Here is a 24427-nt window from a genome sequence, read left to right as displayed (position 1 = left end):
GGGTGTGAAGTGATCCGCTAGGAGTGATGGGCTCGCCGATTTTACAATCCGACGTGCTTTCGGCGTTTGTAGACGTAGTAGGCGAAATAGAACCACATCAACACTACTGCACCGATGAAACCGAGAATGATGGACGGAGACCAGTCTGAGTCATGCCCTCGGATGTAACCAAGATCTAAGAGGAGTCCTGTGATTCCAACAAATGGCATGAAGAGTATCATAAGCGCACCAAGCATACCGAAAACCGATTCTGGCCCTACACCGATGAGGAAGAAGCCTGTAACACTGAGAACAAACCCCCCAATAGCGAGGTAATGGAAATTGTTGTGCCCAGCGGCTGACGATTCTATTTTCCGAGTAATACCCCAATCAGGTAGTGAGGATGTTGATGTTGTCGAAGATGCTTCTTCAGTTGATGGTGCTGTACCCGCCGAAGGCGTCTCTTGCGTCGGTGGGGACGATTGCTTCGCGTTTCTAAGATGGCCCTTCGCCAAGATGCCGCCCGACACCCATGATTCGTCAAGTACGCCACGCTCGATGATTGCTACGATATTTTCGTTCGCACCAGCATCGACAGCACTTCCGTGGATGAATTCTGTGAGGTCTCCAATAAACGCATCTCCTTCACCATCGAGATGGACATGATCAGACAGTACTGCGATTTCGGCCTTTTGTTGCTCGAATTTTCGCTCAGGATCTAGGTCATCGATCCCGATGATGTCGTTGAAAACGCCGATCTGAGTGGCATCGTGTGGGTTAATTTTGACCTTTGCTTGCGCTTGTTCCAGAGCACGAGTCGCTTTGTACTGCTGCTCAAGAAGATGGTCTTCAACGTCCCCGTCGATTACTTCATTCAATTGTTCCCGTTCTTTCGGTGGGAGGTAGAGTTCGCCGTCCGGGTCGGTTGCGCCTGTTGTAGATTCACCACTGTCTTGTGGCGTGGGAACTCCGATGTACTCCTCGACGACGTCGTAGGCATTCAACTGGTCGATGATTCCGATCAGATCGTCTCCATCGATGAGCTTCACGTTGAGGTCATTCGCCCGGTCCTCGGCCGAGCTCGTGAACCGGCCCGTTGTGACGACGATCGCTTTGTCGACGTTCGCTTCTTGATGTTTCAGGGCGGCGTATTGCTGAATGTCGGGTCCGCCGAGTGTGTTGTCGCTACTGTAGCGTTTCGCCTGAATCAGGACCTTTTGAGAGTATGGTACATCCTTAGTGGCCCTGATGTCGACGCCAGCGTCGCCCGATTGCTGCTCAACCTCAGAATCCCACCCCTGCCGCTCCCATAGATCTGCGATTAGGTGCTCGAAGTCGAAGTTGTCCATCGCTTGGAGTTGGCGTTTGAGGTGTTCAGCGTCCCATGATTGAGGGCCGCCTGATGTTGTCATATTCTCATTCTATCTACATGATAATATAAAATTCAGGATGGCTCGTTGGGCGAACGTTCTGTGAGTCGACGTAGTCGTCCCCGCCGCGATCGCGGTGGCTCGAGTCGGAGCGCAATCCGCACGAGACGCGCTGTTCGAAAGATGGTGAAATCCAACCGAGGTTTGATTATAATCTGAACTGACTTTGTTGTATGCAGTGTTTCATTTGTGGTCGAGATCGGACCACGGGTAGTCTATTTGAGATTGCTCCCGACCCGGAAAGTGTGGGTGCAGTCTGTCAATCCTGTGTTGATCAACTCAAGGAAAGAAGACCTACCTCACAGAGTTGTGGATTTGGCTCGGCAGATCACCCCTGTACAAACGAAGCGGACTACGGAGTCGGTTCACTGAACCGTAATAGACAGCTCGATTCCCCACAGCCAGCTGGCTCAAGCAGGATAGTTGATGAGCCCCTACTATGTGAAGAACACGTCAAAGAACTACAGGAGCGTTCTCAGCCGCCTTGGGAATAGCTTTAGATGACTCCTGAGCGTCTGACGTAGACTTAACCCGACAGGAGCGGCTGTCCTGCCTATGCCACCACAACCGCCACAACCGCCATAGGCGGAACAGGCGACACACCCGACACGGGTGGTCGTCGCGAATGCGAAGGTAGGCGTCGGGAAGACAACTGTTTCTGCGAACCTCGTCGGTGCGCTGGCCGATCGCGGGCTAGATGTTCTCGCCGTCGATCCACAGGGAAATCTTCCCCGGTGGTGAATAATATATGGTGGGTTGCAGTTTATTGTGGGCGGCTGAGTACCGCCTGAGAGCGACGAGACCCCTAGGTTGGGGCCTTGAAGAAGGCTGCCACGAACCAAAACCACCAGACTGGAGGCAGTTGGTTTGGGGCAGACCTGAGAAATGTTTGGATATCTAAAGAATCGAACATTATTAGACCGCCGCTGCTGAGACACGGTCAACGGATGGGTGACGACAAACACTGGCTGAAGCCCGAGCAGGTCGAGGCGATGCGCGCCGCCGCTCGCGACGGCCGCCACGCTCTCCGCGACGACGCGATCGTCACCCTCCTCTATGATACTGGACTGCGTCGCGGCGAGCTCTCCCGCGTCGACCACGCGATGCTTGACCTCGAGGATGGACTCCTCCGGCTCCCGACGTCGATCCAGAAGGGCTACCCCAACGACAGTGAGCCGCCACCGGTTACCTTCCAGCTCGATCGAGACGGCTCGCTGCGGACCGTCGCGACGCTCAAAGAATACCTCGACGCTCGCGTCGACGACGCGCCGGCGCTGGTGTCCAGCCAGAAGGCTGGACGGATGACTGGGAAGGGGATCAACGACGTCGTCCAGCGGGCCGCTCGCCGCGCTGGCGTCCGCCCGTACTGCTTCTCGGGGCGAGGGGGCCCGAAGATGTCTCTGCCCACACACTCCGCCACAGCGTCGCGTGGCGGATGCTGCGCGTTGAGGATGGGAACACTTTGTACGACGTCCGAAATAGACTCCGCCACTCGTCGATCCTCACGACCGAGCGCGAGTACAACCACTTCGAGACAATCTGAAATGCACGTATGAGCCCCGAACCAAGACGAGCCCAGCCGACGGCTTTATTGGTTTGTACACCCACTATTCTAGTGGATTTAGGCTCCACGGACGCCCACATCGGGCGGCTATTCTTCAATTGCTGAGTGACAACCATGTCGCCGCAGACATGGTGTCAGCGCCGCCCTATTCGCAGAGCAGGACGACGACCGCTGCAATACTCACGAGATTGAACATCGTGAGCGCTAGCGGAGAGGCACCAACGAGAAGAGCGCTAGTGCCCACAGCATAAAATGCATCTCTCAAAGAAAGAGACATATAATAATATAATAATGCCCTCTTTGTGCAAGCACTTCCAACTCGAAGCACAGACGGATCTGCCCGCCCCTTTCGGAGGCAACCCATCACCAAGAGCGAACTCACCAGCCCCTGCTCGTGCGGTTTTGGACCGCACTTCGTGCGTTCAGAAACGCCCTAGATTTAGGCTCCACGGACGCCCTACTAACTTGTATACATATTGTATTTTCGAGAACTTAAGTGTTTCGGTTATCTGACTAGTTTAGATGAAAACACATTTTGGCGTCAGAACTCGCGCTCGATCTCGAGCTTCCGCATCGCCTTTTCGAAGACCTCTGGGTGTCGGTGCGCCAGCTTCTCCAAGTGGTCCCGGACTGACTGTGCCGGGCTCGCTTCAACCTCGTCAGCGTTCTGGAGCTCTTGATAGAAGGCGTGCATCTCTGTCGTCACTGCGATGCCGACCGTCTTCTCCTTCGGCGCACCGTCACTGTTCAACGCCTCGAGGTACTCCTCTGCGTCGAAGCCCCCGCCGGCGTCGACGTCGTCGTCCGAGCTCTGCTCCTCCTCCGCTGTGTCGAAAGCATCCGACATTGGGTTGTCGCTCATTGGTTTAATCTTAAAATTAATCTTAGGCGTACGTCTCGATGGTCTCGTCGGTGATCTCAACACCTTCGCCATCGTCGAACTGGCGAGCGCCGGCGCGGTAAGCGTGGTAGCACTGCTGGCGCACCGACCGGGGCGTCCCATCGGAGCATTCGACGATTGCCCGGATCGCCGGCGCGGTGTACGGGTCCGAAAGATACCCCTCTTTGTACGTCTCATCTCGAGCCCACGCTAACCAGCGGGCGATCAGCTCCTCTGTCTCCGCGAACCCGAACCGTTCGAGCGAGCGATTCTTCGCGACGAGCCTCGACGAGAGCGTCTGGCGGAGCTCATCGATCCGGTCGGCGGCCTCGGGTGTCCCGAAGAGGAAGAGGATGAACGCGGGTTCGGTCTCACCGAGATCGCCGATGCTCTGGAGCCCGGCGAGCAGCTGCTCGAAGGTCCGGGTGTTCCGGGCGGCATCCTCGAGCTGATCCACTTGGACGATGCACGTGAGATCTGCTGCCTCCAGCTGCTCGGCGACGCCCTCGACTACCTGACGAACCTCATCGGTCGCCCGTGGGTAGGTCTCGGGAACATCGAGGGCGTCGTACTCGGAGAGCTCGTCGAGGAGCCGCGTGTAGAGCCGGCGTGTGGTGATGCTCTCGACCTCGCGGATGCGGGCGATGGCGAACTCGTCACTGCGCGGGCCTTCGCTCAGAGCGTCGTACACGAGCTCTCGGAAGTGGGTCTTGCCCGCGCCCCGCTTATCGATCACCGAGACGTGTCCAGCGCGGGTGAGGATGTGCGACGCAACCTCCTGAAGGAGATCGTCGTTGATCCGGACCGCCACACGCGTGTCGGGAAGTGACTCCGCCGCGAACGGTGTGCGCCCCTCGACGAGCCCCAGCTGCTCGGCGTACCGGGCGTGGGATTCCTCGACGTCGTCGAGTGCCGCAGTGAACTGATCAGCCATGCACATCTCGGTCTAAGGTTAGTGCTAAGCTTAAGATTAAGTCAGACAGGCGTCACGCATTGACTAGAATTGAATACTCTCAATAAAGGTTTGATCTGGATACGACAAGATCGAAAACCTCACTCGCTACCGAAGGATTTCTCTGTCGGATTATCGTCTGCAATTATTCTTGGTTTGAGTCGAGGTCCTCAATGGTTCGATCGGCGTCGTTGGTGTCCTCGGTCAACTCGAGTTCGCCAATCTCCGAAAAGGCGACGATCTTCTCATTTACTTGCCGAATCCGGCGGAGTTCGTCGTTGATTACAGTTGTTTTGGATACATCATCGGCGAACCGGTCTCCGTCGAGTTTCCGCCGTCGGTGGAGTTCCTTGACGTCGGTCAGTAGCAGGCCACTTGGCTGACCGTGGATGGCTCCGATCGTCCCGCGGATGATGTGAATGTCCTCAACGTACTGTTTGTCCTTCATTGTCGGCCGCAACGAACTCTCGCGGATGTCAACACGCTCTCCTTTGTAGTTTCGCCAATAGTCGAGGTAGTCGCCTACATTGCTGGCCTTTGAGAGTGCTGTAGCACCAGCCGAAAGTGTAGATGCTGGATCCATCATATCGAACTATCGTTTCTTTCTAATGAGGCCACCGCCTCCAAGGAGCATAGAAGCTAATGCGAATAGACTCCCGTATTGACCCAATTCGGAGGGATCTGGAAAGGCTTCGACGAATTCAACAAAGGCACCAGTCGTTACCGCAACCGGTTTAACAAAGAACACTCCCCCGGCGATAAACAAGACACTCAGAAGGACCCAGTCGGCCAAGGAGGTTTTTTCGTCACCTTTGTCTGACATGTGGAATATTATTAATCCCACCGTATATAATAGTTTGAGCGGATTTTGAAGAAATCTTCCTCCGGCAACCTTTCTGACGACGTGCTCACCCGTGTGGCTGAACTGATTGTCGCTGCCGCCGATAATATGTTCTTCACTCTGCTGGCCACGTGATGGATAATGAGGGGTGTAGACGCAATCAGTTGGCCGTTGTGGCGGGTAATGTAACCCCAACATGCAGTGAGTGTGGTCATGACCATCTAAGTAGTTGAAGCAGCCATATCTGGTATGAACGCCATCGGACGGTTCCGATACGAAACAGCGTTTGATTACGAGGTCGAACGCCTCTGGTCAGGCGATGAGGAGAAAATCACCATCTCGAAGTCGAAGGTTCCAGCGCTTCCTGATTATTTTGAGGAGCACTACCCTGCGAATGAGATGCAGAACGATGGGGCGATCGCATCGTACCGAGACAATCGCGAGCGAAACTCGCTCCATGTTATTGAATGAGGGTGTCATAGAACGATTACCACACCAAAGAGCAGGGTGTATGCTGAGATGGTATGGCCTCAGCGACCCTGCAAGATGATCCTTCGGTAGAGACGTTCTTCAATGTCGCGGAGACTGAGACGCTAGCGCTGTTTGAGCACCTATCCTTCGAGTTTCTCGAAGAGTTCGACGTGTTCGCCCCGGCGCAGACGGGGCGAACACGAGAGCATGAACCACCAGAGCTGATGCGTGGCTTCCTCCACTGCTACTACAAGGACATCTACGGGATTCGTCCGGTTGAGCGAGAGCTTCGGAACACGGTTGTTTGGCTAAGCTGTGGGTTCGATCGACCGCCGTCGAGAGACGCGGTCGATCGCTTTCTCACCGACCTCGAACACGTCGTTGACGAGGTCTTTGACCGACTCGTCGAGCAGGCCGCCCGCCGCGGCCTGCTCGACTTGACTTACTGCATCGATTCAACGGACGTGAGGGCGATGCCTGCCGATCAAGACGCGTCGAAGTGCTACGATCCAACCGATGACGAGTACTACCACGGCTACGGCTGTACGATCGTCTCGACCGGACAAAAGATCCCGATTGCGGCGGAGTTCACAGAGAGTAAGCAAGCGCCAGAGGAGACGGCGATTCGCGTCACGCGTGACGCGCTCGCCGTCGCCACACCGATCTGGATGCTTGGAGACAGCGCCTACGACACGCTCGACTGGCACGACCACCTGCTGGCCGCAGGGGTCGTGCCAGTCGCTCCGTACAACGCGCGAAACACTGACGAGCCGAAAGATATCGAGTACAGAGTCGAAGACCGCATCGAACAACACAGCGAAGACGTTCAACTGAAGCAATCCACGTTGGATGAGACGTACAACCGCCGTACTGGAGTCGAACGAACCAATGAATCAGTGAAGGACTGCGGCCTCGGGCGAACGCACGCCCGAGGCCGCGTCCACGCCCGAGCGCAGGTCTTCCTCGCTCTGTGCCTTCGCCTCGTCGTCGCAATCACCAACTACGAACGCGGAGACAATCCGGGAAGCACGATCATCACGGTGTGAGAAGAGTTCTATGACACCCTCTACTTGAGCTAGTTAGGGAGATGGGGGACTTCATCAAGTAGGGCGGCTGCCCGCTCTTTCAGTCGAACCGTTTGTGCGCCGACAGTGACCTGGTCGTCGTCTCCCACGATTGTGGCGAAGCGGTCCCCGAGGTCGCGATAATATTCATCTGGCCGACACTCTTCTTTAAGCTGGCAGCGGTAGCCATGTCTGGGATTGGTCTGCGTCCCACGGAGCGTGACGACTGTTCGTGCCCAGCGGAGTTGTGTGTCGAATGGCGTCGCGGCAATCCACTCGGGGACGTGAACGTCACGTCCGGCTTTCTCACCGAGCGGTGCGTCGAGTACTGCCACAAGAAACCGGCCAAGGGTGGAGGCGTGATCCATCGGCCGGAGTTCTGCACTTCGACTGGGCTCTGTATCGTGTTCTCGTTCGCGAGAGACGGTCACGTCGACGCCAACGGCGTCGAGTGCGGCGGCAGCAAGCTTCCGTGGATCGTCGGTATCGACAGCCAGCCGTGGGACGTACGTCTCAGCAAGGATAGAGCCTCCGGCAAGAACCCACCCATGGAGGACGCTGAGAGCGTCGAACACGCGATCACCGGGCTGTGCGTCGAGCCATCCGTTTACGTCCGCGACTTCGACCGCTCGTGCGGGGTCAGGTTTCGAGCCGTTGAACCACGGCCGGATGCGATCTCGCGGGAGGTCGAGCGCGCTGCTCGCGGCTGATGAACCCTTATTCGGATACTTGCCACGCCATTGCTGAACACGTTGGAACTCTTCGACACGTGCCCAGCCATCCCGGTTGTTTATATCGGTATACGTCCGAGCGAGGGCTTTCGCACGGTTGGTACGGGATGCGAGTGGAGGTGGAGGGGGGGGGGGTGCCGCCACATTGGGTAAGTGGAAGATATAATCACGGAATAATAAAATAATTGGCGGATGAAGTACCGTGATATCGGTGTACGTATTCAAGCATTGAATTTATCGGATTCATTGGTTATGTACTGGACACGTGTCATTGCTATCTATATAATATATAATGAATAAAAACGTTCAAGCCGGTCGTTCTGCCGGGCCAGTTCCTGCTCCTGTTGCAAGCGATCGAGGACGGTGGAGAGGACGTGACGGTCACAGTCATCGAGCTGAACGAGGCGGTCGGCTTCGCTATCGGAGACGACGGGGTTGGCATCCCCGAGGACGACCGTGACCAGGTCTTCGAGTTGGGATATTCGACCACTGAGGACGGGACGGGATTTGAGTTAGCGATTATTCGCGAAATTGTTCAGGCACACGGTTGGGAGGTCAGTGTGACCGACAGTGAGGATGGCGGCGTACGGTTCGAGTTCGAGACACAGCGATATTCTTGCAGCTTGGATATATCGCGGCGGTGTCATAGTCGAGTCGATGTGCGAAGGATGTCACATTTCTGAGCCGATGTCCGATCTATTGACTGCACGCTATTAGTAACTGTTACTCGATATGTCTGAGCTAATTTCGAAACCGTGCAACCGGCTAACGCAAGCCGACATCGAGGGCGACCTGGCGAAATCACTGTCGAATGCCCGGAATGCGAGACGCTGACGGTGCTCTACGACATCGTGACGGAGGGAAAGTGCGCCGGAAACTGTACGACTTGGCCGCCTGCAGTGCGTCCCTCTCGGTCGATCTTGTGAACCGCAGTGAGACCGAGTGAGTACCCAGCGCGTCTCACTCGGTTCGTTCGAGGTGGGCAGCGATGGCCTGAAATCGCTCGTCCATATCCGTCGTTTCCGAGTGACCGAAGACGGAGGTCCCGTTTGCCCATGCTCGTTTGATCCCGACCCGGTTCCGGATTCGCCAGAGTGGGAGTGACTTGTACTGCTCGTCGAACCACTCCAGTATCCGTTCGGCCTCGCCGTCGACTTCGATTCGATTGGCGACAAGACCGATCGGATCGATGTCGACGCCGTATCCGTCTTCGAGCGTATCGACGTGCCCGAACAGGATGTCCAACGCGTGCCGGGACGCCTCTTCGGGCAACGCCGGGATGAGGACGTTCCGACAGGCGAGGAGCGCGTTGTCCGTAAGCAGCCCCAACGAGGGGGGTGCGTCGATGATGATGTAGTCGTAGTCGGCGTGTAGTTCGTCCAGGGCCATCCATAGGCGTTCACGCCCGCGCATCGCCGTCTGCAACTCGGACTCTGCACTGAACATGTCGATGTGGGAGGGGACCACGTCGAACTCCTCGTGTGAACGAATCACCGCGTCGATCTGCTGTTGTGCGTCCAGATCCGTGAGTATATCGTACAGGGAGATTCCGTCGCCGGTGTAGGATGCATCGAGACCGAGTCCGATCGTTCCGTTCCCCTGCGCATCGAGGTCGACGAACAGAACGTCGTGCCCGCGGTCAGCGAGGGCTCCGGCGACGTTGATCGCGATCGTCGTCTTTCCCACGCCGCCTTTCTCGTTCGCTACGGTCAGTCGATGGGCCATATCTATTGCTCGTGCATTTGACGCACCGCTACAGTTCCTCTTTCATGTCGCCCCGACGATAGCGTTCCAGAAGCTCGTAGCTGGTGACGTCCCCCGTCTCGTCAAGCGTGATCTCGTAGCGGCCGATGATGTCTTGCGTATCGGGTACGGCGTTCCGCTCGACGACTTCGATGACGGTCCGCCAGCCTTCGTCGTTCGACTCGGCTTTGATGATTCCCTCGAACTGGTGTTCCAACAGGTCCTGTGCCGCCTCTTGTGCGCGCGTCTGCGCGTCGGCGAGAGTGAATGAATCGGCCGACGGCGAGGACTCCCCGTCGGACGCTGGTGGTGTCTCGTCGTCCTCGTCGCCTTCTTCGCGTTCAGATTGATCGTTTGCTGGATCTGCCATGCTTCTATGTAGAGGCCCCGGATCTTAAGAAAGGCTGACTTCCATGTCTTCGATCGCGGATTCTATCTCCTCGCGCAGCTCGCGAACGTCGCTCCGCTGGGCAACCTTCGATGCCAGCACGTCGGTACAGACGTCGGTCAGGACGGCCTGGTCGACGGTGTCGACGGTGGTGGCGCCTTCGGCAGCCATGATTGCGGCCCGGGTGCCCACGGTGATATCGAGCCGCCCGCGGAGTTCACGCAGGACCTGCACGATGTCCTCGACGTTCGTGCCGGTCGACCCGTCGACGTGCGCCCGGACGATCTCGATCTCCGTGTCGAGATCGTAGAAGTCCATGTAGATCCCGATGAGGCGGTCGAGCAGGGCGTCTTGCGGCTCGTGGACGCCGGCGTACTCGACGGAGTTAGAGGTCAGGATGGTTCGGAACTCGGGATGCACGTCCACGTACCGGGATTTACCGCGTTTCCCCGGCAGTTCGAGCACACCCTCCTCGAAGACCGACAACAGCACGTTGTTCGCGACGGGCTTGGTTCGGGAGAACTCGTTGTAGACCAGCGTCGCCCCCTCTTGCACAGCGAGCGTCAGGGGGTTGTCAACCCACCGGTCACGGATGATGTCCTTGCTCTTGACGACGTTGTGGATGAACTGGTCGCGCTCCGAGATACGCTCTTTTTCGGCGTATTCGCCGACGAGATCGCTGGTCGTGAGTTCGGCGTCACCATTGATCCAGACGACCGGCCGATCGCGCTCGCGCGCGACGTGCATCGCCAGCGACGTTTTCCCACAGCCGGTCGGTCCGATCAGGTGAGTGGGTCGTCCGACGTCGAGCCACCGCTCCATCCGCGTTTCGACTCGATTGACCGATTCGGTCTCGACGAAGGACTGTTCCTCCGGGACGAACCCCTCGTCGATATGGGCGGACGACTCCTGACGACGAGCGCCGTTCTGTCTCTCGAGACGCTCGATCTCCTTATCATCACGGCTCTGCGATCGCCCCTGTTTCTTGTCGCCGCGTGAGGAGCGGATCTGCGACCCTCGGACCTTGCGCTTACGGGACTCGTTCGTCATGCTTGATCATCCGGCCGAAGGGGGATGTCCTCACCGTACTCGTCGCGGTACTCCTGAATTGTTATATCGTGGGTCTGGAGATGGGGCTCCGTGATCGCCTGATAGTATTCGCTACAGACCCGGCACTCAACCATGTCTTCCGGCGCTGCTTCCTCTGTCTCCTCCTCTGCGTCCCCCGCTTCCGCCTCGTCTGTCGCGTCCACAGGACTGCTTTCTGCGTCCGGAGCCGTCGTTTCAACTTCGACCGGCTCTGTCTCTTCGTCCTCGGTACCGGCGGATTCTCCGCCAGCTTCGTCTGGAGGGACCTCTGCTTCCGCGTCTACGTCCGCTTCATCCTCCACGGGTTCGGCTTCCGCGTCGGCGGCGACTACCTCGGCCGTGATCTCGTGGCCGTAGAAGTCACGGGCGAAGGCAGCGAAGGCGTCCTCAGTCGTTGCAAACTCCGCTCGAAAGTCGCCGATCTCCTGCTGGAAGTCATCGATCGCCTCGAGCAGTGCTTCTACCTCCTCGCCATGGAACTCCTCTCGGTACGCTGCGAAGGCGTCGGCGGTAGCGTCGAAGCTGTCGCGTTGGTCCGCGGTGGCAGCGTGGAACAGGGAGATCTCGGCATCGAAGTCATCAGCGTAGTCGTCAAATGCGTCGTGCACGGCGATGAATTCCGCTCGCAGGTCGTCGATTGCTGCAACCAACTCGGAGATATCACGGAGCGCAGCGACATCGGCTGCGAAATCGTTTGCGTATGCGTCGAACGTCTCGTGGGTTGTGTTCATCTCCGTGCGGAGCGCCTCAATCGCAGCCAGGAGATCGCCGATATCTTGTTTGTCTGCGACATCTGTCGCGAAGGTGTCAGCATACGCCTCGAACGCGTCCTGGAGTTCACGGTTCACGTCCCGCTGGGCGTCAATATCGGCACGGAGGTGGTCAACCTCAGCGGCGAACTCGTCACCATAGGTGTGAAATGTGTCTGTCGTGCTGGTCATCTCCGCCTGGACGTCGCCGATCGCCTCAACGAGGTCATTGACCTCGTCTTGTTGTGCTGCGACATCAGCTGCAAACTCGTCAGCGTATGATTCGAATTCGTACTGTGCCGCCGCGAATTCCTCGCGGGCCGTACTCATCTCGTCGCGTTTGTCTGTGACACTCATGGGTTTAGTGTGTATCAAAGAAGGGTGTTAATGGTATGGTGTGCAATCTATTCACCTCTCTTACGCCGGGCCGAAGGGGAGGTCTGTGCGTCAGGCCTCGGGTGCCGCCTCGGCGCCGGCGGTAAGTTCGGCTTGTTCGATTTTGGCGATTTCTTCTGCGTAGTGGAGGAAGGTGTCCACCGAGGCGGCGACGACCCGCGCCTCGACGGTCAGGATTTCGATGCCGACAAGCGACACGCGAGCCCACACGTCCACGACGACACCTTTGTCCAGTACGCGATCCAGCACTTCTGCCAAGCCTGAGGAATCTGGCTGCGCCATTGCATTCACAACTGTACTCGCCCGTCACAAAATGGTATGTATAGTTTCAGCAGTCGTTTCATCTCCTGTAATGAGCCGTACTTCTAAGTAAGGGGAGCATAAAACTCCCTGTATAGTCGGTATGCGAAGAAAGCCTCACCTACGAGTCAGGAATGCTCTACCGTCACCGACTGGAGAAAAGTAATGAGTTCATCCAGTCCAGCTCAACCGCCCACAGACCACACCGGGCTCGCGCTGTTCCCGCGCGAAATCAGCCAGTTTTTCACGGGTGATACCGGGCAATCGCTCCTCGTCAACGGCGCACCAGGCACGGGGAAGACCTTGTTCACGATCCGCGGTCTCGATGTGTTGAACCGGGATGGTGATATCTTCTACGTGTCCACGCGCGTTGATCAGGAGACGGTGCACGAGATGTACTTCGACGATCACTCCTCACTTGACACAACCGCGATTCTTGACCTCTCCCAAGACCCATTCGAACTCCCACTGGACGTAGACGTGCCATTCGAGAAACTCGATCTGGATTCGCTCCTCGAATGGATCCAGGAGATCAACGCCGTGACCCCGCAACTCACAATCGCATTCGATAGCTGGGAACTCATCTACGAGTACTTGGCTGCGCGCCACGACGATCCCCCTGACATCGAGACAGTGACGAATCAACTGGTCGTTCTTGCCCGCGAAGAGAACATTCGTCTGATGTTAGTGTCAGAAACAGCGGAGTCCTCATCGCTTGAATACATCGTCGATGGTGTCGTCTCCTTGGAGGTGGAAGAGGACGACCGCGGCCGAACGCGTCGGCATCTTCGCCTGGAAAAGCTTCGAGGTGTTCGGATCGGCAACCGCTTACAGCCGTTTACACTTGCCGACGGCCAGTTCCAGGCAATCACGCCAGTCGAATTACCAACCATCCGAACAGGAACCCTGGAGGGGGAGGGCGCGTGGGATCCACTGGCAAATTCGAAGGCGAAATTCTCGACTGGCATCCGTGATCTTGACCGTATCCTCTCGGGTGGCTACAACCGCGGCAGCGTCGTTCATCTCGACCTCGGACCCGATCTGTCTCGTGACGCGTGGAGCGTATTGACGCTCCCGACAATTCGTAACTTCCTTGCTCAGGAGATGAGCGTTGCGGTTGTCCCACCCCGGGAGGGCAGCCCCGGCTTACTCCACAACGATCTCAATACGGTGCACTCTCCACAGGTCTTCAATACCTACTGCCACGTGTTCGAAACATACGCTGGCCCCTCTGACGATGCAGATCGGTACGACCAACTGGACACCGATGCGTCCGCTGCTGAGATGGCAGCGACAACCACAGCGGACGATGCAGCGACGCCGGCACATGAGACAGATGAGCAGGCCGATGAACCACGTTCGATGGATGCAGTTACAGGAGGTGACCAGTCGCATCCGATTGATGACGACCTTGAGTCACCCATAGAAGGCGAGCAACTCGCGTACGAGCCATACATAGCCTACGTTGAACAGGTGCGAGCAGAAAGTGAAACCCCGTTGTTGCACGTGATCAGCATGGACACGGCGCAGGAGGCGTTCGAAACCCGGCTGGGTGACTTTGCGAATTATGTCGCTCTCCACAACGACCTGACACTGCTCATCACCAAGCCAGATACTGAACTCCGCACGCGAGCGGATTGGGTTGCCGATATGCACTTCCGGCTGGAACGATTGGGTGACGCCATCATCCTGTATGGCGAAAACCCGTTAACGCCCTTGCACGGCATCGGTATCAGCCAGTCAGAGTCGATCCCCGAAATCTCGCTCACGGAGATGGTCTAATAATGGACGACCTGCTGGAGGAACTCACCGCGGACATCAACGCCGACGCCACAATCTCGGTCACAGTATCCGATCTCGAATCGGTGATCGACTCCAACGGTGCATCAGTTCACGACGACCAGCCGCATGATGAGGGAGCGGCGCAACGGTACACGGATACGCCGCTGACTGATGACGCGGTCGCTACGATAGACGGGTGGCTTGACAATGACCAGCTGCACACGATCAGTGATGAGATCGTTACCGAACACATCGACGCGATTCTCCTCCTCCTGATCGCTGTGCGCGATGGCGCCTGCGGCAAAGAACTGTTACAAGATATTCGGCGATTGTTTGGGACAGACCTGAGTCCGGGCACAGTATATCCGCATTTAAGTAACCTTGCAGACGACGGTATTCTTGAAATGCAAAAATTAAGCAAGCGCAAAGTGTATCGCCTCCCCGCTCCCGACGCAGCATTCACCCGAATAGACCACGCGGCCGATCAGTTGCTGCTGTTTTCGTTCGTCCTCAAGGCAGCCCTGACCGATTGCAAAGCCAATCAGTCACAATCCCAATCCCACCGGAGTGAGACCGATGAGTGAGAACCTGTACACCTACGGCATCATCAAACAGCAAGACCTCGAATTAGATGTCGAAGGCGTCGCTGGCGCAGACCGGATTTACACGGTCGATTACAAGACGCTCTCGGCCGTCGTCTCCGAGATCGACACGACCGACCCCGAGCGCACCGACGAGGACGTGGAAGCGCACAACACCGTGCTTCAAGAGGTGCTGGAGTACGACGGGGGGCACACCGTCGTCCCGATGAGTTTCGGGATGGCGTTCAAAAACGAGCGCACGCTCAAAGGCGTATTACGTGGCGCACGACGCGCGTTGCGCAGTACGCTCAACGATATTGAGGGGACCGTTGAACTTGGGGTGAAGATACTCGCGCCTGCTGACGACGCAGTCCCTCAGGACGACGTCCAAGCCACCGTCACAAACCAGCTAGCAGACCTGAGCATCAACGAGACTGAGAACGATCTGTTCACCGACCGCCTGATCGTCAACAAGTCGTACCTCGTGGACCGCGATAAACGCGACGCCTTCGACTCTGCAATCGACGACGTCGAAGCGGAGCACGACGACCTGACGATCCAGTACACGGGGCCGTGGCCTCCCTACAATTTCGTGGACATCCACATCGGTGCGGAACAACAACAAGGAGGGTGACACTGCATGTTCATCGTTGACGACCTCTTCGTGAGTCCGTTCTTCTCGTTGCTGGACATCCTCCAGACGATGGCGCTCAACGAGATGTACGACACCAAATCGATTCGAGACGACATCAAGGAGAACCAACTCCTGTACGAAGTCGGTGAACGGTCCGAGGAGGAACACCAGCAGCGCAAGCAAGAACTCGAATCGCAACTGGAGATGGCCGAGCAGATCCAAGAGCAGATGCGTGACCGCATGGAGGTCAAGAAATAATGGTGCCCGACAAAAACGACGATACGCCCGGCGACGAGTCTGACGACCAGTCTTCCCAGCCCAGCGAACTGCTCGACCAATTGCGTACGCTCGTCGAGGCGCTCGCCGACATCGAAGAGGAGAGCGGTCACCGACACGAGTCAGGCCGTATCGACCGAGGAAACGCCCGAATTGATTACGACTACGATGTTTCCATCGGGCTGGGACGAGCGGACAGGTCGTCCCACGACGAGGAACCATCGTCCGATCGGTCCCGCACCGAACAGCGATCTGGTCAGCAAGGGACGACGGAGGATTCGATTCACGTCGAGACTCGTGAAGGAACGAGCGGCGACGAACTCGTCGTGGTCGCAGATTTGCCCGACGTGACGGACGACGACGTCGACGTCGCACTCGATACCGACGAGCAGGCACTCACGCTACGCGTCGACGCCGACGTGGTCGAGCGAGTCGTACTCGACCGGCCGGACGTGGCGATCAGCGATATGACTCTCAAGAATCAGGTTCTCGAAATTCGGCTATCACGAACATCGGACACCGATGGAGGTGAATCCACATGAGCGACAAACAACAACAAAAACACGAGCAGAAAGCACGACAGGCACGAGTAAAGGCGCAGATCAACCGCGATAAAGCCCGGCGCAAGCTGCTTCGGCAGCGCGAAAAACTCGCCCGGCGTCGGACCCGCAACCGGAAGCAGTCGGAGACCCGGCGTGACGATTCCGACGGCGACGATGCTGACGGTGAAACGGTCGAGAATCCAGCGGCTCACTCGACGATGCCGCCTCAGAAGTCGAACGGGGAGAACGCGGTACGCAACTCCCACTCGACCGTCCCGAAGACTCCGAAGTACTCGGATATGACGGCTCGAGAGCGATTGTACGGCCAACGGCTTCACCAGAAAACAGCCGGTGGAAACTCGGAGGCATCCGCTCCGTCGGATGAGAGCGCGTCCGGGAGTCCCACTGAGGACGAGGTGAACGATGAGTGACCCCAAACCGACGCGCTCGCAGGGCGACCTCGCCGAGATGCTGGAGATGCTCCTAGACAAAGGAGTCGTCGTCAACGCGGATATCGCAGTCAGCGTCGGGGACACGGAACTCCTCGGTATCGAGTTACGGGCCGCGATTGCTTCGTTCGAGACAGCGGCCGAATACGGGCTCGAGTTCCCAACGGGGACGGATATGGAGCGCGTCGAGTCCGCCGCGAATATCTCACCGGACCAGTCCGACCCGGCGTCGGAAACCCAATCGGAGACCGAGTCGACGAACCCACTGTCGGACGATTCGACGCCGACGGCATCCACGTCAGCGGAGGAGACCAAATGAGATGGAACTAGCACTCGACGACGACGCGGACGATTTGCAAGGCGGGCTCACGGCGCTGGTCGTAACCGTCGTCGAATTGCTGGTCGAGGCCCTCGAACAAGAAGCGGTGCGTCGGATGGAATCCGGGTCGCTCTCAGAGGACGAAATCGAACGATTGGGGCGACAATTACAGGCCCTCGAAGACGAGCTCGAGCGACTGAAACAGCAAGAGGACATCGACGCCGAGGTCTCCGAGTTTAGGGAGGACCTCGATCACGTGATCCGCGACGCCATCGAACAGCTATCCGAGCACGAGACACCGTCACGTCGCCACTCGCCGGAATCCCAGCGTGATGACGTATGACTGACCACCGGCCCAGCCCGGAAGAAGAGCAGACCACAGCGAACGAGGAACGGACGGTCAGCAACGGCCGCTATCTATACTGCGTGGTCGATACCACGTCGTCGGAATCGGCGACCCTGTCCACGACCGGGGTCGACGACAACCCTGTCTACGTCGTCGAGGCCGATTGCGTGGGCGCCGTCGTCCATGACTGTGAGACGGTCTACGAGACGGAAGACCTCGAACAGGTGAAGCGATGGCTGGTCACGCACCAGCAGGTCGTCGACGCGGCGAGCGACGCGTTCGGTACGCCGCTGCCGATGCGATTCGACACGATCCTCGAGGGCGGTGATGCGAGTATCGAACGGTGGTTAGAAGACCACTACGAGGGCTTCCGCGACGAATTAGCGTCGTTCGCGGGAGTGTGGGAGTATCGCATCAATCTGTTGTGGGATTCCGCACCGTTCGAGGAGACCATCGCAGACCGAGACGACCGGCTCCGAGAACTACGACAGCGCCAGCAACAATCTGGCGCAGGGAAAAAGTTCCTCCTCGAGAAACAGTCCGATCAGCGACTCCAAGAGCTGAAACGAGAGCGCCGGACGGAACTAGCAGATCAACTGAAAGAGGCCATTACCCCGGTCGTGAACGACCTGACCGAACAGGACACGAATACGCCGCTACAGGACGAACACTCGTCCATCGAGAAAGAACAGATCGTGCGGTTCGCCGTTCTCGCGGACGAGGACGACGAGACCGCTCTCGGTGATCGATTGGATACGATCGTCGAACACGAGGGTGTAGAGATCAGATTCACGGGGCCGTGGCCACCGTACACGTTCGCGCCAGATATTGGTAAATAATGGAGCCAACAAAAGACGAGACACACGCGATCGTCGAGTTCGTCGACGTGTTACTGCGCGACGGAGCCGTGATTCAAGCGGACGTGATCGTGACGGTCGCCGACATTCCCCTGATCGGGATCAGCCTCCGGGCAGCGATTGCTGGCATGACCACCATGACGGAGTACGGCCTGTTCGAGGAGTGGGATGCTGCTCATCGACAACAGAGCGAAGCGTTCATGACCTCATCTCGCGCCAATCAGCGAGAGGAGTGATTTGAGGTCGTATGGCGCGAGAATACGAGGGAGTATCGTGGAGTTCCCCTGAGGGATCAAACTACAGCGGGAACAAGAGGACGAGGTAGCGTCCGGACGTACGCCACTCCACCTCGCCGTCTATCGTCTCGGAGACAGGATTCGTATCGATGGGCTCCTCGTGTGCGCCGGAGATCCGGACACAGTGGTTTGTTGCGTCGTGCGTGACGGTGATTTCGCTCTCGTCGACCTCCTCCGGAAGTTTACGGAACGTCTCGACTCGGTCGTCGAATTCGACCCATTCGGATCCACCACTGGCTCCTTCACCCTGCTCCAGTTCCCGATCAATGTCGATCACCGCGTCCGCGTGTTCTGGGTTGGTGTCGTAGTGGCGCTGTAGCCCGCGGTGTGAGCGGAAATTTCGCTCACATGACGGACACGACCACTGCTCTCGCTGATCGCGGTCGTTCCGGTTCGGGTTCGGCGACGACAGGCGTCGACCCGGGCGAACGCCGATTCCTCGCCGCGAGCGCCGCGGTAAGCCGTTCGACTCGTTCGCCCAGTCCACGTTCGCGTCTAACGACCCGTTCCAATCGAGGTTGTCTCGGTCGACATCCTCGAGTTCAGACAGGAGGTCGCGAGCTTCGATCCCCAGCATTCTCACGACGAAGTCGAACGGGTTCGATGACATAAGTAAAGAGTTCGAACTGAGCGCATTTACGTTTGTGGGGTGGTTCACTGGTACGCTTCGGGCTCCCCCCAAATACGAGGAAGTAGCCCGGTCCAGCGACGCCGACGACGCTCGCGACAAGATCAAGGTGGCTATCCATCGAGAACAAAATCGGGATGCTCCCGACGCGGAACGACTGGCGGAACTCGAAGGTTCGTGACACTCTCAGTGGCGAACGAGGCGAAGTCACGGAACTCGAGTAGCTCGTTTCAGTCCCACTTAACCAACAGCAGGCAGCGATACGAGGGTCTGTTGGTTAATATGTAAGATTCGATAGAAACGTACCGTTCGGTTGTAATTTATTTCAGATTATTGCATCTATTGGTGGGCCAGAAAACATATACCGATCTTCCAGCTATCACACCACCATGGACCGGGGCTCAACCGGTGCATACCCACCCCGCACATATGATCACACGGTCAGTCACCATCGAAGACATCGATGACCTGTACCTGACGTGGAACAGCCATATCAACGGGTCCGCCCTCTATCGCCGCGCCCTCCGAGACGAGATGGAGCTTCGCGACGTTGACCCTGACGAGCTTCGAGATCTCTTCGAACGGGCCCGCGAACAGGGCTACACGAAAGACGAGATCGTCGACGAGACCAACCGCTACGCTGATCTGAAAGCACTCGTCGACGATGCAGAGGAGTAACCCGCTATGTCACAGGACAATACGCCCTCCGAGACGGCTTCGAATCGCGCCGACAGCCAGTCCACGGCAGCGAGCAGGATTCCCAGACAGGCCGCGCTCATCGTGGTCTTCCTGAGCCTGTTCGCTGTGGAACCCGCCGCCGCACAGACGAACGCCGTCTGTAGCGCGGACAACCTCCCCAGCATGATCGAGGGCTTCTTCCAGCTTACCACGGCGCTGGGTATTGTCGGCCTCGCAGTCGTGTGGCAGGCCGACTCCCTCATCGAGATGTTCACGATCACGCCAGACCAGAAGAAAGGTCTCAAGCGCCACAAGCGCTCCGCGATGAAGTCTACGGTCGTCCTCGTCGCCCTTGGACCACTCTACACCGTTGCCGGGTCGATGATGAACCTCCCGCTGGCGCAGTGCGTCGACCTCGCCCCCTGGTAGGCGACTACCGTCCCCGTCGCGAGCCCCCATGAAACAACGAGAGCTCTCCGTGCTTATGGCCGCCCTGTTCGTGACGAGTCTAGTCACAGGTCTCGTTACTGCAAGCCCGCCACGGCCGGGGACGGAGGGGAATGGGCTCACTGCGAATGAATCAGCGACGCTGTGGTCTCGCGACGCGGACAACTACATCAGCCAGGAGGAGTACCAGCAGCGATACGGCGAGAGCCGGACCGCGATGCACCAACTCGCAAACGGGACAGACATCACGTTCACGCGCCCGCCGGCGACCGCTGCAACGTGGACGCGAAACGATTTCGCCGATCTCGAAGCCGGTGGGTCGGATACGTCGGTGCATCCGCCGCATGCGTCGCTCGAAGATGGCGTGTTTATCGAGGACGCCCACGCCACGGTGTTCGCAGTGCAGCCGTCGACGCGAGGTCACTTGGAATCGGGTGAAACCCCGCTCTATATCGCGCCGAACGGCACGATGCGGGGGTTCGTCGACTATCGCGTTCGCGTCCCGAACGGAAGCTCCTCGGGAAACACGACGATCGAGTGGTCGCTCGCGAGCAACGAGGTCGAGGAGGTTCGGTTGCAGAAGGACGGCGAAACCATCGTCGAGCGCGACGGCTCGCACACGCCGGCTCTCGACTATCAGATCGAGGATGACTGGAGTGCAAACCTCACGCTCGAAGCCGAGATCAGCGTCCGGCTGAAGAAGACCACGCGAATCGACCGAGGCAACGAGACCGACGTCGAAGTCACGTACCGTACCGAGTCGCGCAACGTCTCGGATTCGATCGCCGTCGAAATCTACGACCTCTCGGCGTACCCCTACTACGCCGAGTATCCCAATGGTGACGCCGGTGTGGCTATTTTCCAATCCCGGCCGTGGCAGGGGTACACGTTGACGGAGAATGGAAGCGCACGAGTGCGTGGCGTCTGGCGGTTCTACACCGCTCGGAACACCAACTGGGATACGCTCGTCAGGCTAAAAGCCTGCTGGCACTTTTAGAGAAAGCGCCAGACGGCACCGCTATTACTGTGCGGTGGTATAGCGATTCTGTGCGGTGGTTTGGGATTTGATGTGTTAGTGCCGTCGCGGAGGATCAGCTACCCCTTGTCGCGAGTTCCAGCTGGGAAAACGGGACCTATGTACGACGAGCGAAAAGCAGAGTCCAGAGAATGACGCAGTGTCCAGTGTGCGCGAGTGAGAAGGACTATCAACGAATTGGACAGCACTGGTCTAACTCGACGTCGTGCGATTTTCCATATCCTAGCGAGAATGAGAGAGCAGTTTTTACTGGACTCTGGTTAGCGGGGGCGACTGTTTCAGAGACTGGCAATAATCCGCTGCTGCTGAAGACATCAAAATACAAAGAGGCGCTAGAGTGGATCGCCGACGAGATCGGTGTCTGGCACAGCACGATCAAAGAAGGATCAGGCCGCGAGACGCTTACTGAATTCACTGGTGACCAGACGGAACACAAATACGAGAAATGGCGATGGACATCTGTCTCCTGTCCGTGGTTACAGCACTTAGTTGATGCTTCTCTTACCAACGAATTCGTCGATTTCTCTCCACGAGCGGCCCAAATTTTCACTTCGTTCCGTGGGACGGTCAATAATAGCGGATCTCTTGCACTGTGGTACCCGGACGGTTCTGCATTCGCGGATCTCCTCGCAGACCACGGTTTTAGCGTAACTACCCATGCATACGAGGGACGATCAGATCTGCTTTGGTTCGACCGACAAACATCAGTGGAGTATCTCGACTGGATTGACGGCCCGATACCACCGTTGGCGATGAAGTTCGAGAGTGGTTGAGGACAGAGATCAGCAGCTGTCGTTTGTGGGTAGAACGAACAGTGTGAGTGGTGGTTCCGCTATAGTTCCTTCCGTAGGGTATCACAGAACAGCTCTCGCACCGTGTTGCAGTCATCCGACGAACCCATTTGTGGGAAGAAACTTCCCCCAAGTGTGGGAATATAATCCCAGTTGTGAAACCGAATTACTGCTTTACAGCATCCTCAAGCTGAGTTACATCTGTTAGAGTGGGAAAATACACGCCCCTAGAGCTAAGTGAGTGGGGAGGAAATCTATGGTTGGAGACAATGACTGGAAACGAAAACTTGCGTGAATTGTTCCGACCCTTCAAACTCGCACAGGTTTCGACAGATGACCGTGGCCGTGCTAATTTCGGCTCAAAATACGGAAATAGGGAGCTTCAGGTGTTTCTGTCCGACGAAGTTAGTGATCTAGATGAGATTCCCGTCTACCACGGAGTCCACTCTACCGAAGTATGGGATAGCCAGTTCCGCGCAGAGCTATTCACGAAATACTTCGCACTTCACTGGTTCAAAGGCCCATACACCGGCCGCTGGCGATTCGAACAGGAACAGCACAAATTCGACGAAGACGATAGTAAGCCCGATCGAAATCCACTAACCGACTGGAAGAACATGGACGAACTCGCTCGTAACGGTGGCCTGCTCACACTCCGTGACACTCTGTACGAGCCCGAGGACACGAAGTTGATGCGGATCACCCCCGTCCTGCCTCAGGCGATTACGCCAATCCCGTTTGAGCATACCTCTGACGAGGAAACCCACTATGCGAAGACGATCGAAATCTACACACCCGCGAGCTTCGTTGTCTCGGACGTAGAATATCCCGAACTGTTCGACAATATCGCACCTCGCCAAGGCTCTCTGAAACAGTGGGATAAGCACGTCGACATCCCACGGCGTGTGTATCGAGAACTCCTTGAATCACGGTAGTCGAATCCGCTGTATCGAGCGTTTGAGCGGTTTCAATCTGAAAAGTTTCGATGCTGAATACGCGCCCTGCATCCAGCGCGAAGCAGGCATTAATTTCACGTGCTTCGCACAGAATAACTGCTTACTACAGATTGGGACTGGCTTACAGCAGTCAGGCCGTAGCCTTCTGATAGCTTGTGAATGCTCTGATATTGCTGCCTCGACCCGGTACATTCTTCTTGGAAATCGTTAAGGTAGCTCACTTTGGTAGTGGTGACCATGTGCTCGGCAGAGGACTTTGATGATATTGACTGGCGGACATACCAGAAGATCGTTGCTGGGCTTCATGCTGATGAGGAGACACGGGTCGAAACCGAGTACGAGTACCCGATTCCCGGGAGCGGGACCAAGGAGATCGACGTTGTCGTCTGGGAAGAATCCGACTACTATGATTACACGCTGCTGATTGAATGCAAGTTCCACGATAATCCACTTTCGCAGAGTGTCGTCGATAGCGTGAACGGCTATTTCCAGCCGAGTGATGCGGACAAGGCAGTAATCGTCTCCAAGTCAGGGTTCCAGAGCGGTGCGATTGAACGAGCGGAGGGAACTGGGGTTGAACTTCTCACCCTCCGGCAGTTGGTGCCTGGAACCGACCTCCCGGTAGATGTACTTCGCTATCTGGATATCAATCTGGAAATTACAAATCGTGAATTAGATGTGCTGGACATGGATGTTGAAGGACTGGACGATAATCCGGAGACTGAGCGAGAGGAGGTGGAGGTCGTCTTTGACCAGGTCAATAGTCAGCTCTTCACAACTGATCGCGAACTGCTGGGGGAAACCCTCATTGGCCGGATGAACGAACTCAAGCGGACCAAAAAGGTAGGCGAACACACGCAGGAGTTCGATGATATTGCGCTCCTGATCAACGGAGACTTCTACGAGTTAAATTCAGTGGAGTTTCAAATCACGGAATCAGAATCTACAACAGAGTTCACGGTGGATATGCTTGATGATGTGGACTTATATTATCGAAATGAGCTTACTGGTGACGAGGAATACCGGTCACTGTCTGATGCGTTAGAAGGGTTCCAGGCACAAGTCGAGAATGAGTCATAGCCTGCAGATGGAACAGTGGTCGAGGTAGAGTTCTCTCTTTCCTCTTTCGTTTCCTCGGACGCATCGGATGGCGAGTCTGGTTCTTTGAACGCACCGCCGATTCCGAGCAGATAGAGGTACGTTTCAGGTCAACCAGTGCGGAATCTGCGCCC

31 protein-coding genes and 2 pseudogenes are annotated in these 24427 nt (G+C 57.1%); 21 read left to right on the top strand and 12 right to left on the bottom strand.

Translation table 11 applies throughout. From position 1 onward, the window contains the following. Positions 1-41 precede the first annotated feature (41 nt). The gene (locus tag NO887_RS13420; RefSeq protein WP_256418776.1) at positions 42-1391 is read right to left on the bottom strand and encodes a restriction endonuclease; all 1350 of its coding nucleotides are present in this window, start codon (positions 1389-1391) and stop codon (positions 42-44) included. Positions 1392-2021: 630 nt separating this feature from the next. On the opposite strand from NO887_RS13420, the gene NO887_RS13415 reads away from it, so the two are divergent. Together NO887_RS13415 and NO887_RS13410 are read left to right on the top strand one after the other, a co-directional pair. Next, positions 2022-2150 (top strand): ParA family protein, encoded by a 129-nt coding sequence (locus tag NO887_RS13415; RefSeq protein WP_321169359.1) that lies wholly within the window; start codon positions 2022-2024, stop codon positions 2148-2150. Between the two features lie 206 nt (positions 2151-2356). Further along, positions 2357-2952: pseudogene (locus NO887_RS13410) on the top strand (tyrosine-type recombinase/integrase). 562 nt (positions 2953-3514) lie between these two features. Here the strand turns inward: NO887_RS13410 and NO887_RS13405 are convergent. The 4 genes from NO887_RS13405 to NO887_RS13390 form a co-directional block, all read right to left on the bottom strand. Next, positions 3515-3835: a hypothetical protein gene (locus NO887_RS13405; RefSeq protein ID WP_256418774.1), complete on the bottom strand. Its 321-nt coding sequence runs from the start codon at positions 3833-3835 to the stop codon at positions 3515-3517. 22 nt (positions 3836-3857) lie between these two features. Further along, a complete protein-coding gene (locus NO887_RS13400; RefSeq protein WP_256418773.1) occupies positions 3858-4787 on the bottom strand; it encodes a hypothetical protein in 930 nt (309 codons plus the stop codon). 163 nt (positions 4788-4950) lie between these two features. Then, on the bottom strand, positions 4951-5388 hold the full coding sequence (locus NO887_RS13395) for a hypothetical protein (RefSeq protein WP_256418772.1): 438 nt from the start codon (positions 5386-5388) through the stop codon (positions 4951-4953). 9 nt (positions 5389-5397) lie between these two features. After that, positions 5398-5628, bottom strand: a complete 231-nt coding sequence (locus NO887_RS13390) for a hypothetical protein (protein WP_256418771.1) — start codon at positions 5626-5628, stop codon at positions 5398-5400. Between the two features lie 267 nt (positions 5629-5895). On the opposite strand from NO887_RS13390, the gene NO887_RS13385 reads away from it, so the two are divergent. Together NO887_RS13385 and NO887_RS13380 are read left to right on the top strand one after the other, a co-directional pair. Then, the gene (locus NO887_RS13385; protein WP_256418770.1) at positions 5896-6117 is read left to right on the top strand and encodes a hypothetical protein; all 222 of its coding nucleotides are present in this window, start codon (positions 5896-5898) and stop codon (positions 6115-6117) included. A 53-nt stretch (positions 6118-6170) separates the two neighbouring features. Next, entirely contained in the window at positions 6171-7163 is a 993-nt protein-coding gene (locus tag NO887_RS13380) for a transposase (protein ID WP_256418769.1), read from the top strand. Positions 7164-7192: 29 nt separating this feature from the next. Here the strand turns inward: NO887_RS13380 and NO887_RS13375 are convergent, their stop codons facing one another. Continuing rightward, entirely contained in the window at positions 7193-7756 is a 564-nt protein-coding gene (locus NO887_RS13375) for a hypothetical protein (protein ID WP_256418768.1), read from the bottom strand. 500 nt (positions 7757-8256) lie between these two features. On the opposite strand from NO887_RS13375, the gene NO887_RS13370 reads away from it, so the two are divergent. After that, positions 8257-8595: an ATP-binding protein gene (locus NO887_RS13370; protein WP_256418767.1), complete on the top strand. Its 339-nt coding sequence runs from the start codon at positions 8257-8259 to the stop codon at positions 8593-8595. Positions 8596-8872: 277 nt separating this feature from the next. On the opposite strand, the gene NO887_RS13365 is transcribed toward NO887_RS13370, so the two are convergent. From NO887_RS13365 to gvpA, 5 genes are all read right to left on the bottom strand, one after another. Next, positions 8873-9637 carry a ParA family protein gene (locus tag NO887_RS13365; RefSeq protein WP_256418766.1) on the bottom strand — a complete coding sequence of 255 codons (765 nt, stop codon included), beginning with the start codon at positions 9635-9637 and terminating at the stop codon, positions 8873-8875. Positions 9638-9665: 28 nt separating this feature from the next. Next, the gene (locus NO887_RS13360; RefSeq protein WP_251344618.1) at positions 9666-10025 is read right to left on the bottom strand and encodes a gas vesicle protein GvpO; all 360 of its coding nucleotides are present in this window, start codon (positions 10023-10025) and stop codon (positions 9666-9668) included. Positions 10026-10049: 24 nt separating this feature from the next. Continuing rightward, the gene (gene gvpN, locus NO887_RS13355; RefSeq protein ID WP_251344617.1) at positions 10050-11093 is read right to left on the bottom strand and encodes a gas vesicle protein GvpN; all 1044 of its coding nucleotides are present in this window, start codon (positions 11091-11093) and stop codon (positions 10050-10052) included. Continuing rightward, positions 11090-12238 carry a gas vesicle protein GvpC gene (locus NO887_RS13350; RefSeq protein WP_251344616.1) on the bottom strand — a complete coding sequence of 383 codons (1149 nt, stop codon included), beginning with the start codon at positions 12236-12238 and terminating at the stop codon, positions 11090-11092. The genes gvpN and NO887_RS13350 overlap by 4 nt, the downstream gene beginning before the upstream one ends. Positions 12239-12328: 90 nt before the next feature. Next, positions 12329-12559, bottom strand: a complete 231-nt coding sequence (gene gvpA, locus NO887_RS13345; RefSeq protein WP_010890519.1) for a gas vesicle protein GvpA — start codon at positions 12557-12559, stop codon at positions 12329-12331. Between the two features lie 183 nt (positions 12560-12742). Here gvpA and NO887_RS13340 point away from each other — a divergent pair, with 183 nt between their 5' ends. The 10 genes from NO887_RS13340 to gvpM are packed head-to-tail and all read left to right on the top strand — an operon-like array spanning position 12743 to position 18599. Continuing rightward, positions 12743-14359: a gas vesicle protein GvpD basic region 2 domain-containing protein gene (locus NO887_RS13340; protein WP_256418765.1), complete on the top strand. Its 1617-nt coding sequence runs from the start codon at positions 12743-12745 to the stop codon at positions 14357-14359. A 2-nt stretch (positions 14360-14361) separates the two neighbouring features. Next, positions 14362-14943 carry a PadR family transcriptional regulator gene (locus tag NO887_RS13335; RefSeq protein ID WP_251344614.1) on the top strand — a complete coding sequence of 194 codons (582 nt, stop codon included), beginning with the start codon at positions 14362-14364 and terminating at the stop codon, positions 14941-14943. Beyond that, on the top strand, positions 14936-15574 hold the full coding sequence (gene gvpF / locus NO887_RS13330) for a gas vesicle protein GvpF (protein WP_251344613.1): 639 nt from the start codon (positions 14936-14938) through the stop codon (positions 15572-15574). Before NO887_RS13335 ends, gvpF begins: the two co-directional genes overlap by 8 nt. Before the next feature lie 6 nt (positions 15575-15580). Further along, on the top strand, positions 15581-15832 hold the full coding sequence (gvpG, locus tag NO887_RS13325) for a gas vesicle protein GvpG (RefSeq protein ID WP_092733781.1): 252 nt from the start codon (positions 15581-15583) through the stop codon (positions 15830-15832). Continuing rightward, positions 15832-16392 (top strand): gas vesicle protein GvpH, encoded by a 561-nt coding sequence (gene gvpH / locus NO887_RS13320; RefSeq protein ID WP_251344612.1) that lies wholly within the window; start codon positions 15832-15834, stop codon positions 16390-16392. Before gvpG ends, gvpH begins: the two co-directional genes overlap by 1 nt. Beyond that, positions 16389-16823, top strand: coding sequence for a gas vesicle protein GvpI (gene gvpI, locus NO887_RS13315; protein ID WP_251344611.1), 435 nt, complete (start codon positions 16389-16391; stop codon positions 16821-16823). Before gvpH ends, gvpI begins: the two co-directional genes overlap by 4 nt. Next, complete coding sequence (gene gvpJ / locus NO887_RS13310; protein ID WP_010890526.1) at positions 16816-17160, top strand: gas vesicle protein GvpJ; 345 nt, start codon at positions 16816-16818, stop codon at positions 17158-17160. Before gvpI ends, gvpJ begins: the two co-directional genes overlap by 8 nt. 1 nt (position 17161) lies before the next feature. Continuing rightward, on the top strand, positions 17162-17503 hold the full coding sequence (gene gvpK / locus NO887_RS13305) for a gas vesicle protein GvpK (RefSeq protein ID WP_256418764.1): 342 nt from the start codon (positions 17162-17164) through the stop codon (positions 17501-17503). Continuing rightward, positions 17500-18345 (top strand): gas vesicle protein GvpL, encoded by an 846-nt coding sequence (gene gvpL, locus NO887_RS13300; RefSeq protein ID WP_256418763.1) that lies wholly within the window; start codon positions 17500-17502, stop codon positions 18343-18345. Before gvpK ends, gvpL begins: the two co-directional genes overlap by 4 nt. Beyond that, a complete protein-coding gene (gene gvpM, locus NO887_RS13295; protein ID WP_256418762.1) occupies positions 18345-18599 on the top strand; it encodes a gas vesicle protein GvpM in 255 nt (84 codons plus the stop codon). The genes gvpL and gvpM overlap by 1 nt, the downstream gene beginning before the upstream one ends. Positions 18600-18660: 61 nt before the next feature. On the opposite strand, the gene NO887_RS13290 is transcribed toward gvpM, so the two are convergent. Beyond that, positions 18661-19269, bottom strand: coding sequence for a hypothetical protein (locus tag NO887_RS13290; RefSeq protein ID WP_256418761.1), 609 nt, complete (start codon positions 19267-19269; stop codon positions 18661-18663). Positions 19270-19716: 447 nt separating this feature from the next. On the opposite strand from NO887_RS13290, the gene NO887_RS13285 reads away from it, so the two are divergent. The 6 genes and pseudogenes from NO887_RS13285 (at position 19717) to NO887_RS13260 (ending at position 24275) form a co-directional block, all read left to right on the top strand. After that, positions 19717-19965: a hypothetical protein gene (locus NO887_RS13285; RefSeq protein WP_256418760.1), complete on the top strand. Its 249-nt coding sequence runs from the start codon at positions 19717-19719 to the stop codon at positions 19963-19965. 6 nt (positions 19966-19971) lie between these two features. Further along, complete coding sequence (locus NO887_RS13280) at positions 19972-20394, top strand: DUF7985 family protein (protein ID WP_256418759.1); 423 nt, start codon at positions 19972-19974, stop codon at positions 20392-20394. Between the two features lie 28 nt (positions 20395-20422). Next, positions 20423-21385 (top strand): annotated as a pseudogene (locus tag NO887_RS13275) (DUF8186 domain-containing protein); the annotation flags it as partial. 194 nt (positions 21386-21579) lie between these two features. Further along, positions 21580-22221 carry a hypothetical protein gene (locus NO887_RS13270; RefSeq protein WP_256418758.1) on the top strand — a complete coding sequence of 214 codons (642 nt, stop codon included), beginning with the start codon at positions 21580-21582 and terminating at the stop codon, positions 22219-22221. A 287-nt stretch (positions 22222-22508) separates the two neighbouring features. Continuing rightward, complete coding sequence (locus NO887_RS13265) at positions 22509-23174, top strand: hypothetical protein (protein ID WP_256418757.1); 666 nt, start codon at positions 22509-22511, stop codon at positions 23172-23174. Between the two features lie 258 nt (positions 23175-23432). Continuing rightward, positions 23433-24275 (top strand): restriction endonuclease, encoded by an 843-nt coding sequence (locus NO887_RS13260; RefSeq protein ID WP_256418756.1) that lies wholly within the window; start codon positions 23433-23435, stop codon positions 24273-24275. Positions 24276-24427 lie beyond the last annotated feature (152 nt).

Origin of the sequence: Halorubrum laminariae (genome assembly GCF_024494655.1) — an archaeon.
Classification (GTDB): domain Archaea; phylum Halobacteriota; class Halobacteria; order Halobacteriales; family Haloferacaceae; genus Halorubrum; species Halorubrum laminariae.
Note: the sequence above shows the minus strand (reverse complement) of the source record. Positions and strands in the feature narration are given on the sequence as shown.

What these genes read in the sequence shown, in the direction of transcription:
- NO887_RS13420 (WP_256418776.1), bottom strand. Translation starts at nt 1,391, where the DNA reads ATGACAACATCAGGCGGCCCTCAATCATGGGACGCTGAACACCTCAAA.
- NO887_RS13405 (WP_256418774.1), bottom strand. Translation starts at nt 3,835, where the DNA reads ATGAGCGACAACCCAATGTCGGATGCTTTCGACACAGCGGAGGAGGAG.
- NO887_RS13400 (WP_256418773.1), bottom strand. Translation starts at nt 4,787, where the DNA reads ATGGCTGATCAGTTCACTGCGGCACTCGACGACGTCGAGGAATCCCAC.
- NO887_RS13395 (WP_256418772.1), bottom strand. Translation starts at nt 5,388, where the DNA reads ATGGATCCAGCATCTACACTTTCGGCTGGTGCTACAGCACTCTCAAAG.
- NO887_RS13390 (WP_256418771.1), bottom strand. Translation starts at nt 5,628, where the DNA reads ATGTCAGACAAAGGTGACGAAAAAACCTCCTTGGCCGACTGGGTCCTT.
- NO887_RS13385 (WP_256418770.1), top strand. Translation starts at nt 5,896, where the DNA reads ATGAACGCCATCGGACGGTTCCGATACGAAACAGCGTTTGATTACGAG.
- NO887_RS13380 (WP_256418769.1), top strand. Translation starts at nt 6,171, where the DNA reads ATGGCCTCAGCGACCCTGCAAGATGATCCTTCGGTAGAGACGTTCTTC.
- NO887_RS13365 (WP_256418766.1), bottom strand. Translation starts at nt 9,637, where the DNA reads ATGGCCCATCGACTGACCGTAGCGAACGAGAAAGGCGGCGTGGGAAAG.
- NO887_RS13360 (WP_251344618.1), bottom strand. Translation starts at nt 10,025, where the DNA reads ATGGCAGATCCAGCAAACGATCAATCTGAACGCGAAGAAGGCGACGAG.
- gvpN (WP_251344617.1), bottom strand. Translation starts at nt 11,093, where the DNA reads ATGACGAACGAGTCCCGTAAGCGCAAGGTCCGAGGGTCGCAGATCCGC.
- NO887_RS13350 (WP_251344616.1), bottom strand. Translation starts at nt 12,238, where the DNA reads ATGAGTGTCACAGACAAACGCGACGAGATGAGTACGGCCCGCGAGGAA.
- gvpA (WP_010890519.1), bottom strand. Translation starts at nt 12,559, where the DNA reads ATGGCGCAGCCAGATTCCTCAGGCTTGGCAGAAGTGCTGGATCGCGTA.
- NO887_RS13340 (WP_256418765.1), top strand. Translation starts at nt 12,743, where the DNA reads ATGAGTTCATCCAGTCCAGCTCAACCGCCCACAGACCACACCGGGCTC.
- NO887_RS13335 (WP_251344614.1), top strand. Translation starts at nt 14,362, where the DNA reads ATGGACGACCTGCTGGAGGAACTCACCGCGGACATCAACGCCGACGCC.
- gvpF (WP_251344613.1), top strand. Translation starts at nt 14,936, where the DNA reads ATGAGTGAGAACCTGTACACCTACGGCATCATCAAACAGCAAGACCTC.
- gvpG (WP_092733781.1), top strand. Translation starts at nt 15,581, where the DNA reads ATGTTCATCGTTGACGACCTCTTCGTGAGTCCGTTCTTCTCGTTGCTG.
- gvpH (WP_251344612.1), top strand. Translation starts at nt 15,832, where the DNA reads ATGGTGCCCGACAAAAACGACGATACGCCCGGCGACGAGTCTGACGAC.
- gvpI (WP_251344611.1), top strand. Translation starts at nt 16,389, where the DNA reads ATGAGCGACAAACAACAACAAAAACACGAGCAGAAAGCACGACAGGCA.
- gvpJ (WP_010890526.1), top strand. Translation starts at nt 16,816, where the DNA reads ATGAGTGACCCCAAACCGACGCGCTCGCAGGGCGACCTCGCCGAGATG.
- gvpK (WP_256418764.1), top strand. Translation starts at nt 17,162, where the DNA reads ATGGAACTAGCACTCGACGACGACGCGGACGATTTGCAAGGCGGGCTC.
- gvpL (WP_256418763.1), top strand. Translation starts at nt 17,500, where the DNA reads ATGACTGACCACCGGCCCAGCCCGGAAGAAGAGCAGACCACAGCGAAC.
- gvpM (WP_256418762.1), top strand. Translation starts at nt 18,345, where the DNA reads ATGGAGCCAACAAAAGACGAGACACACGCGATCGTCGAGTTCGTCGAC.
- NO887_RS13290 (WP_256418761.1), bottom strand. Translation starts at nt 19,269, where the DNA reads ATGTCATCGAACCCGTTCGACTTCGTCGTGAGAATGCTGGGGATCGAA.
- NO887_RS13285 (WP_256418760.1), top strand. Translation starts at nt 19,717, where the DNA reads ATGATCACACGGTCAGTCACCATCGAAGACATCGATGACCTGTACCTG.
- NO887_RS13280 (WP_256418759.1), top strand. Translation starts at nt 19,972, where the DNA reads ATGTCACAGGACAATACGCCCTCCGAGACGGCTTCGAATCGCGCCGAC.
- NO887_RS13270 (WP_256418758.1), top strand. Translation starts at nt 21,580, where the DNA reads ATGACGCAGTGTCCAGTGTGCGCGAGTGAGAAGGACTATCAACGAATT.
- NO887_RS13265 (WP_256418757.1), top strand. Translation starts at nt 22,509, where the DNA reads ATGACTGGAAACGAAAACTTGCGTGAATTGTTCCGACCCTTCAAACTC.
- NO887_RS13260 (WP_256418756.1), top strand. Translation starts at nt 23,433, where the DNA reads ATGTGCTCGGCAGAGGACTTTGATGATATTGACTGGCGGACATACCAG.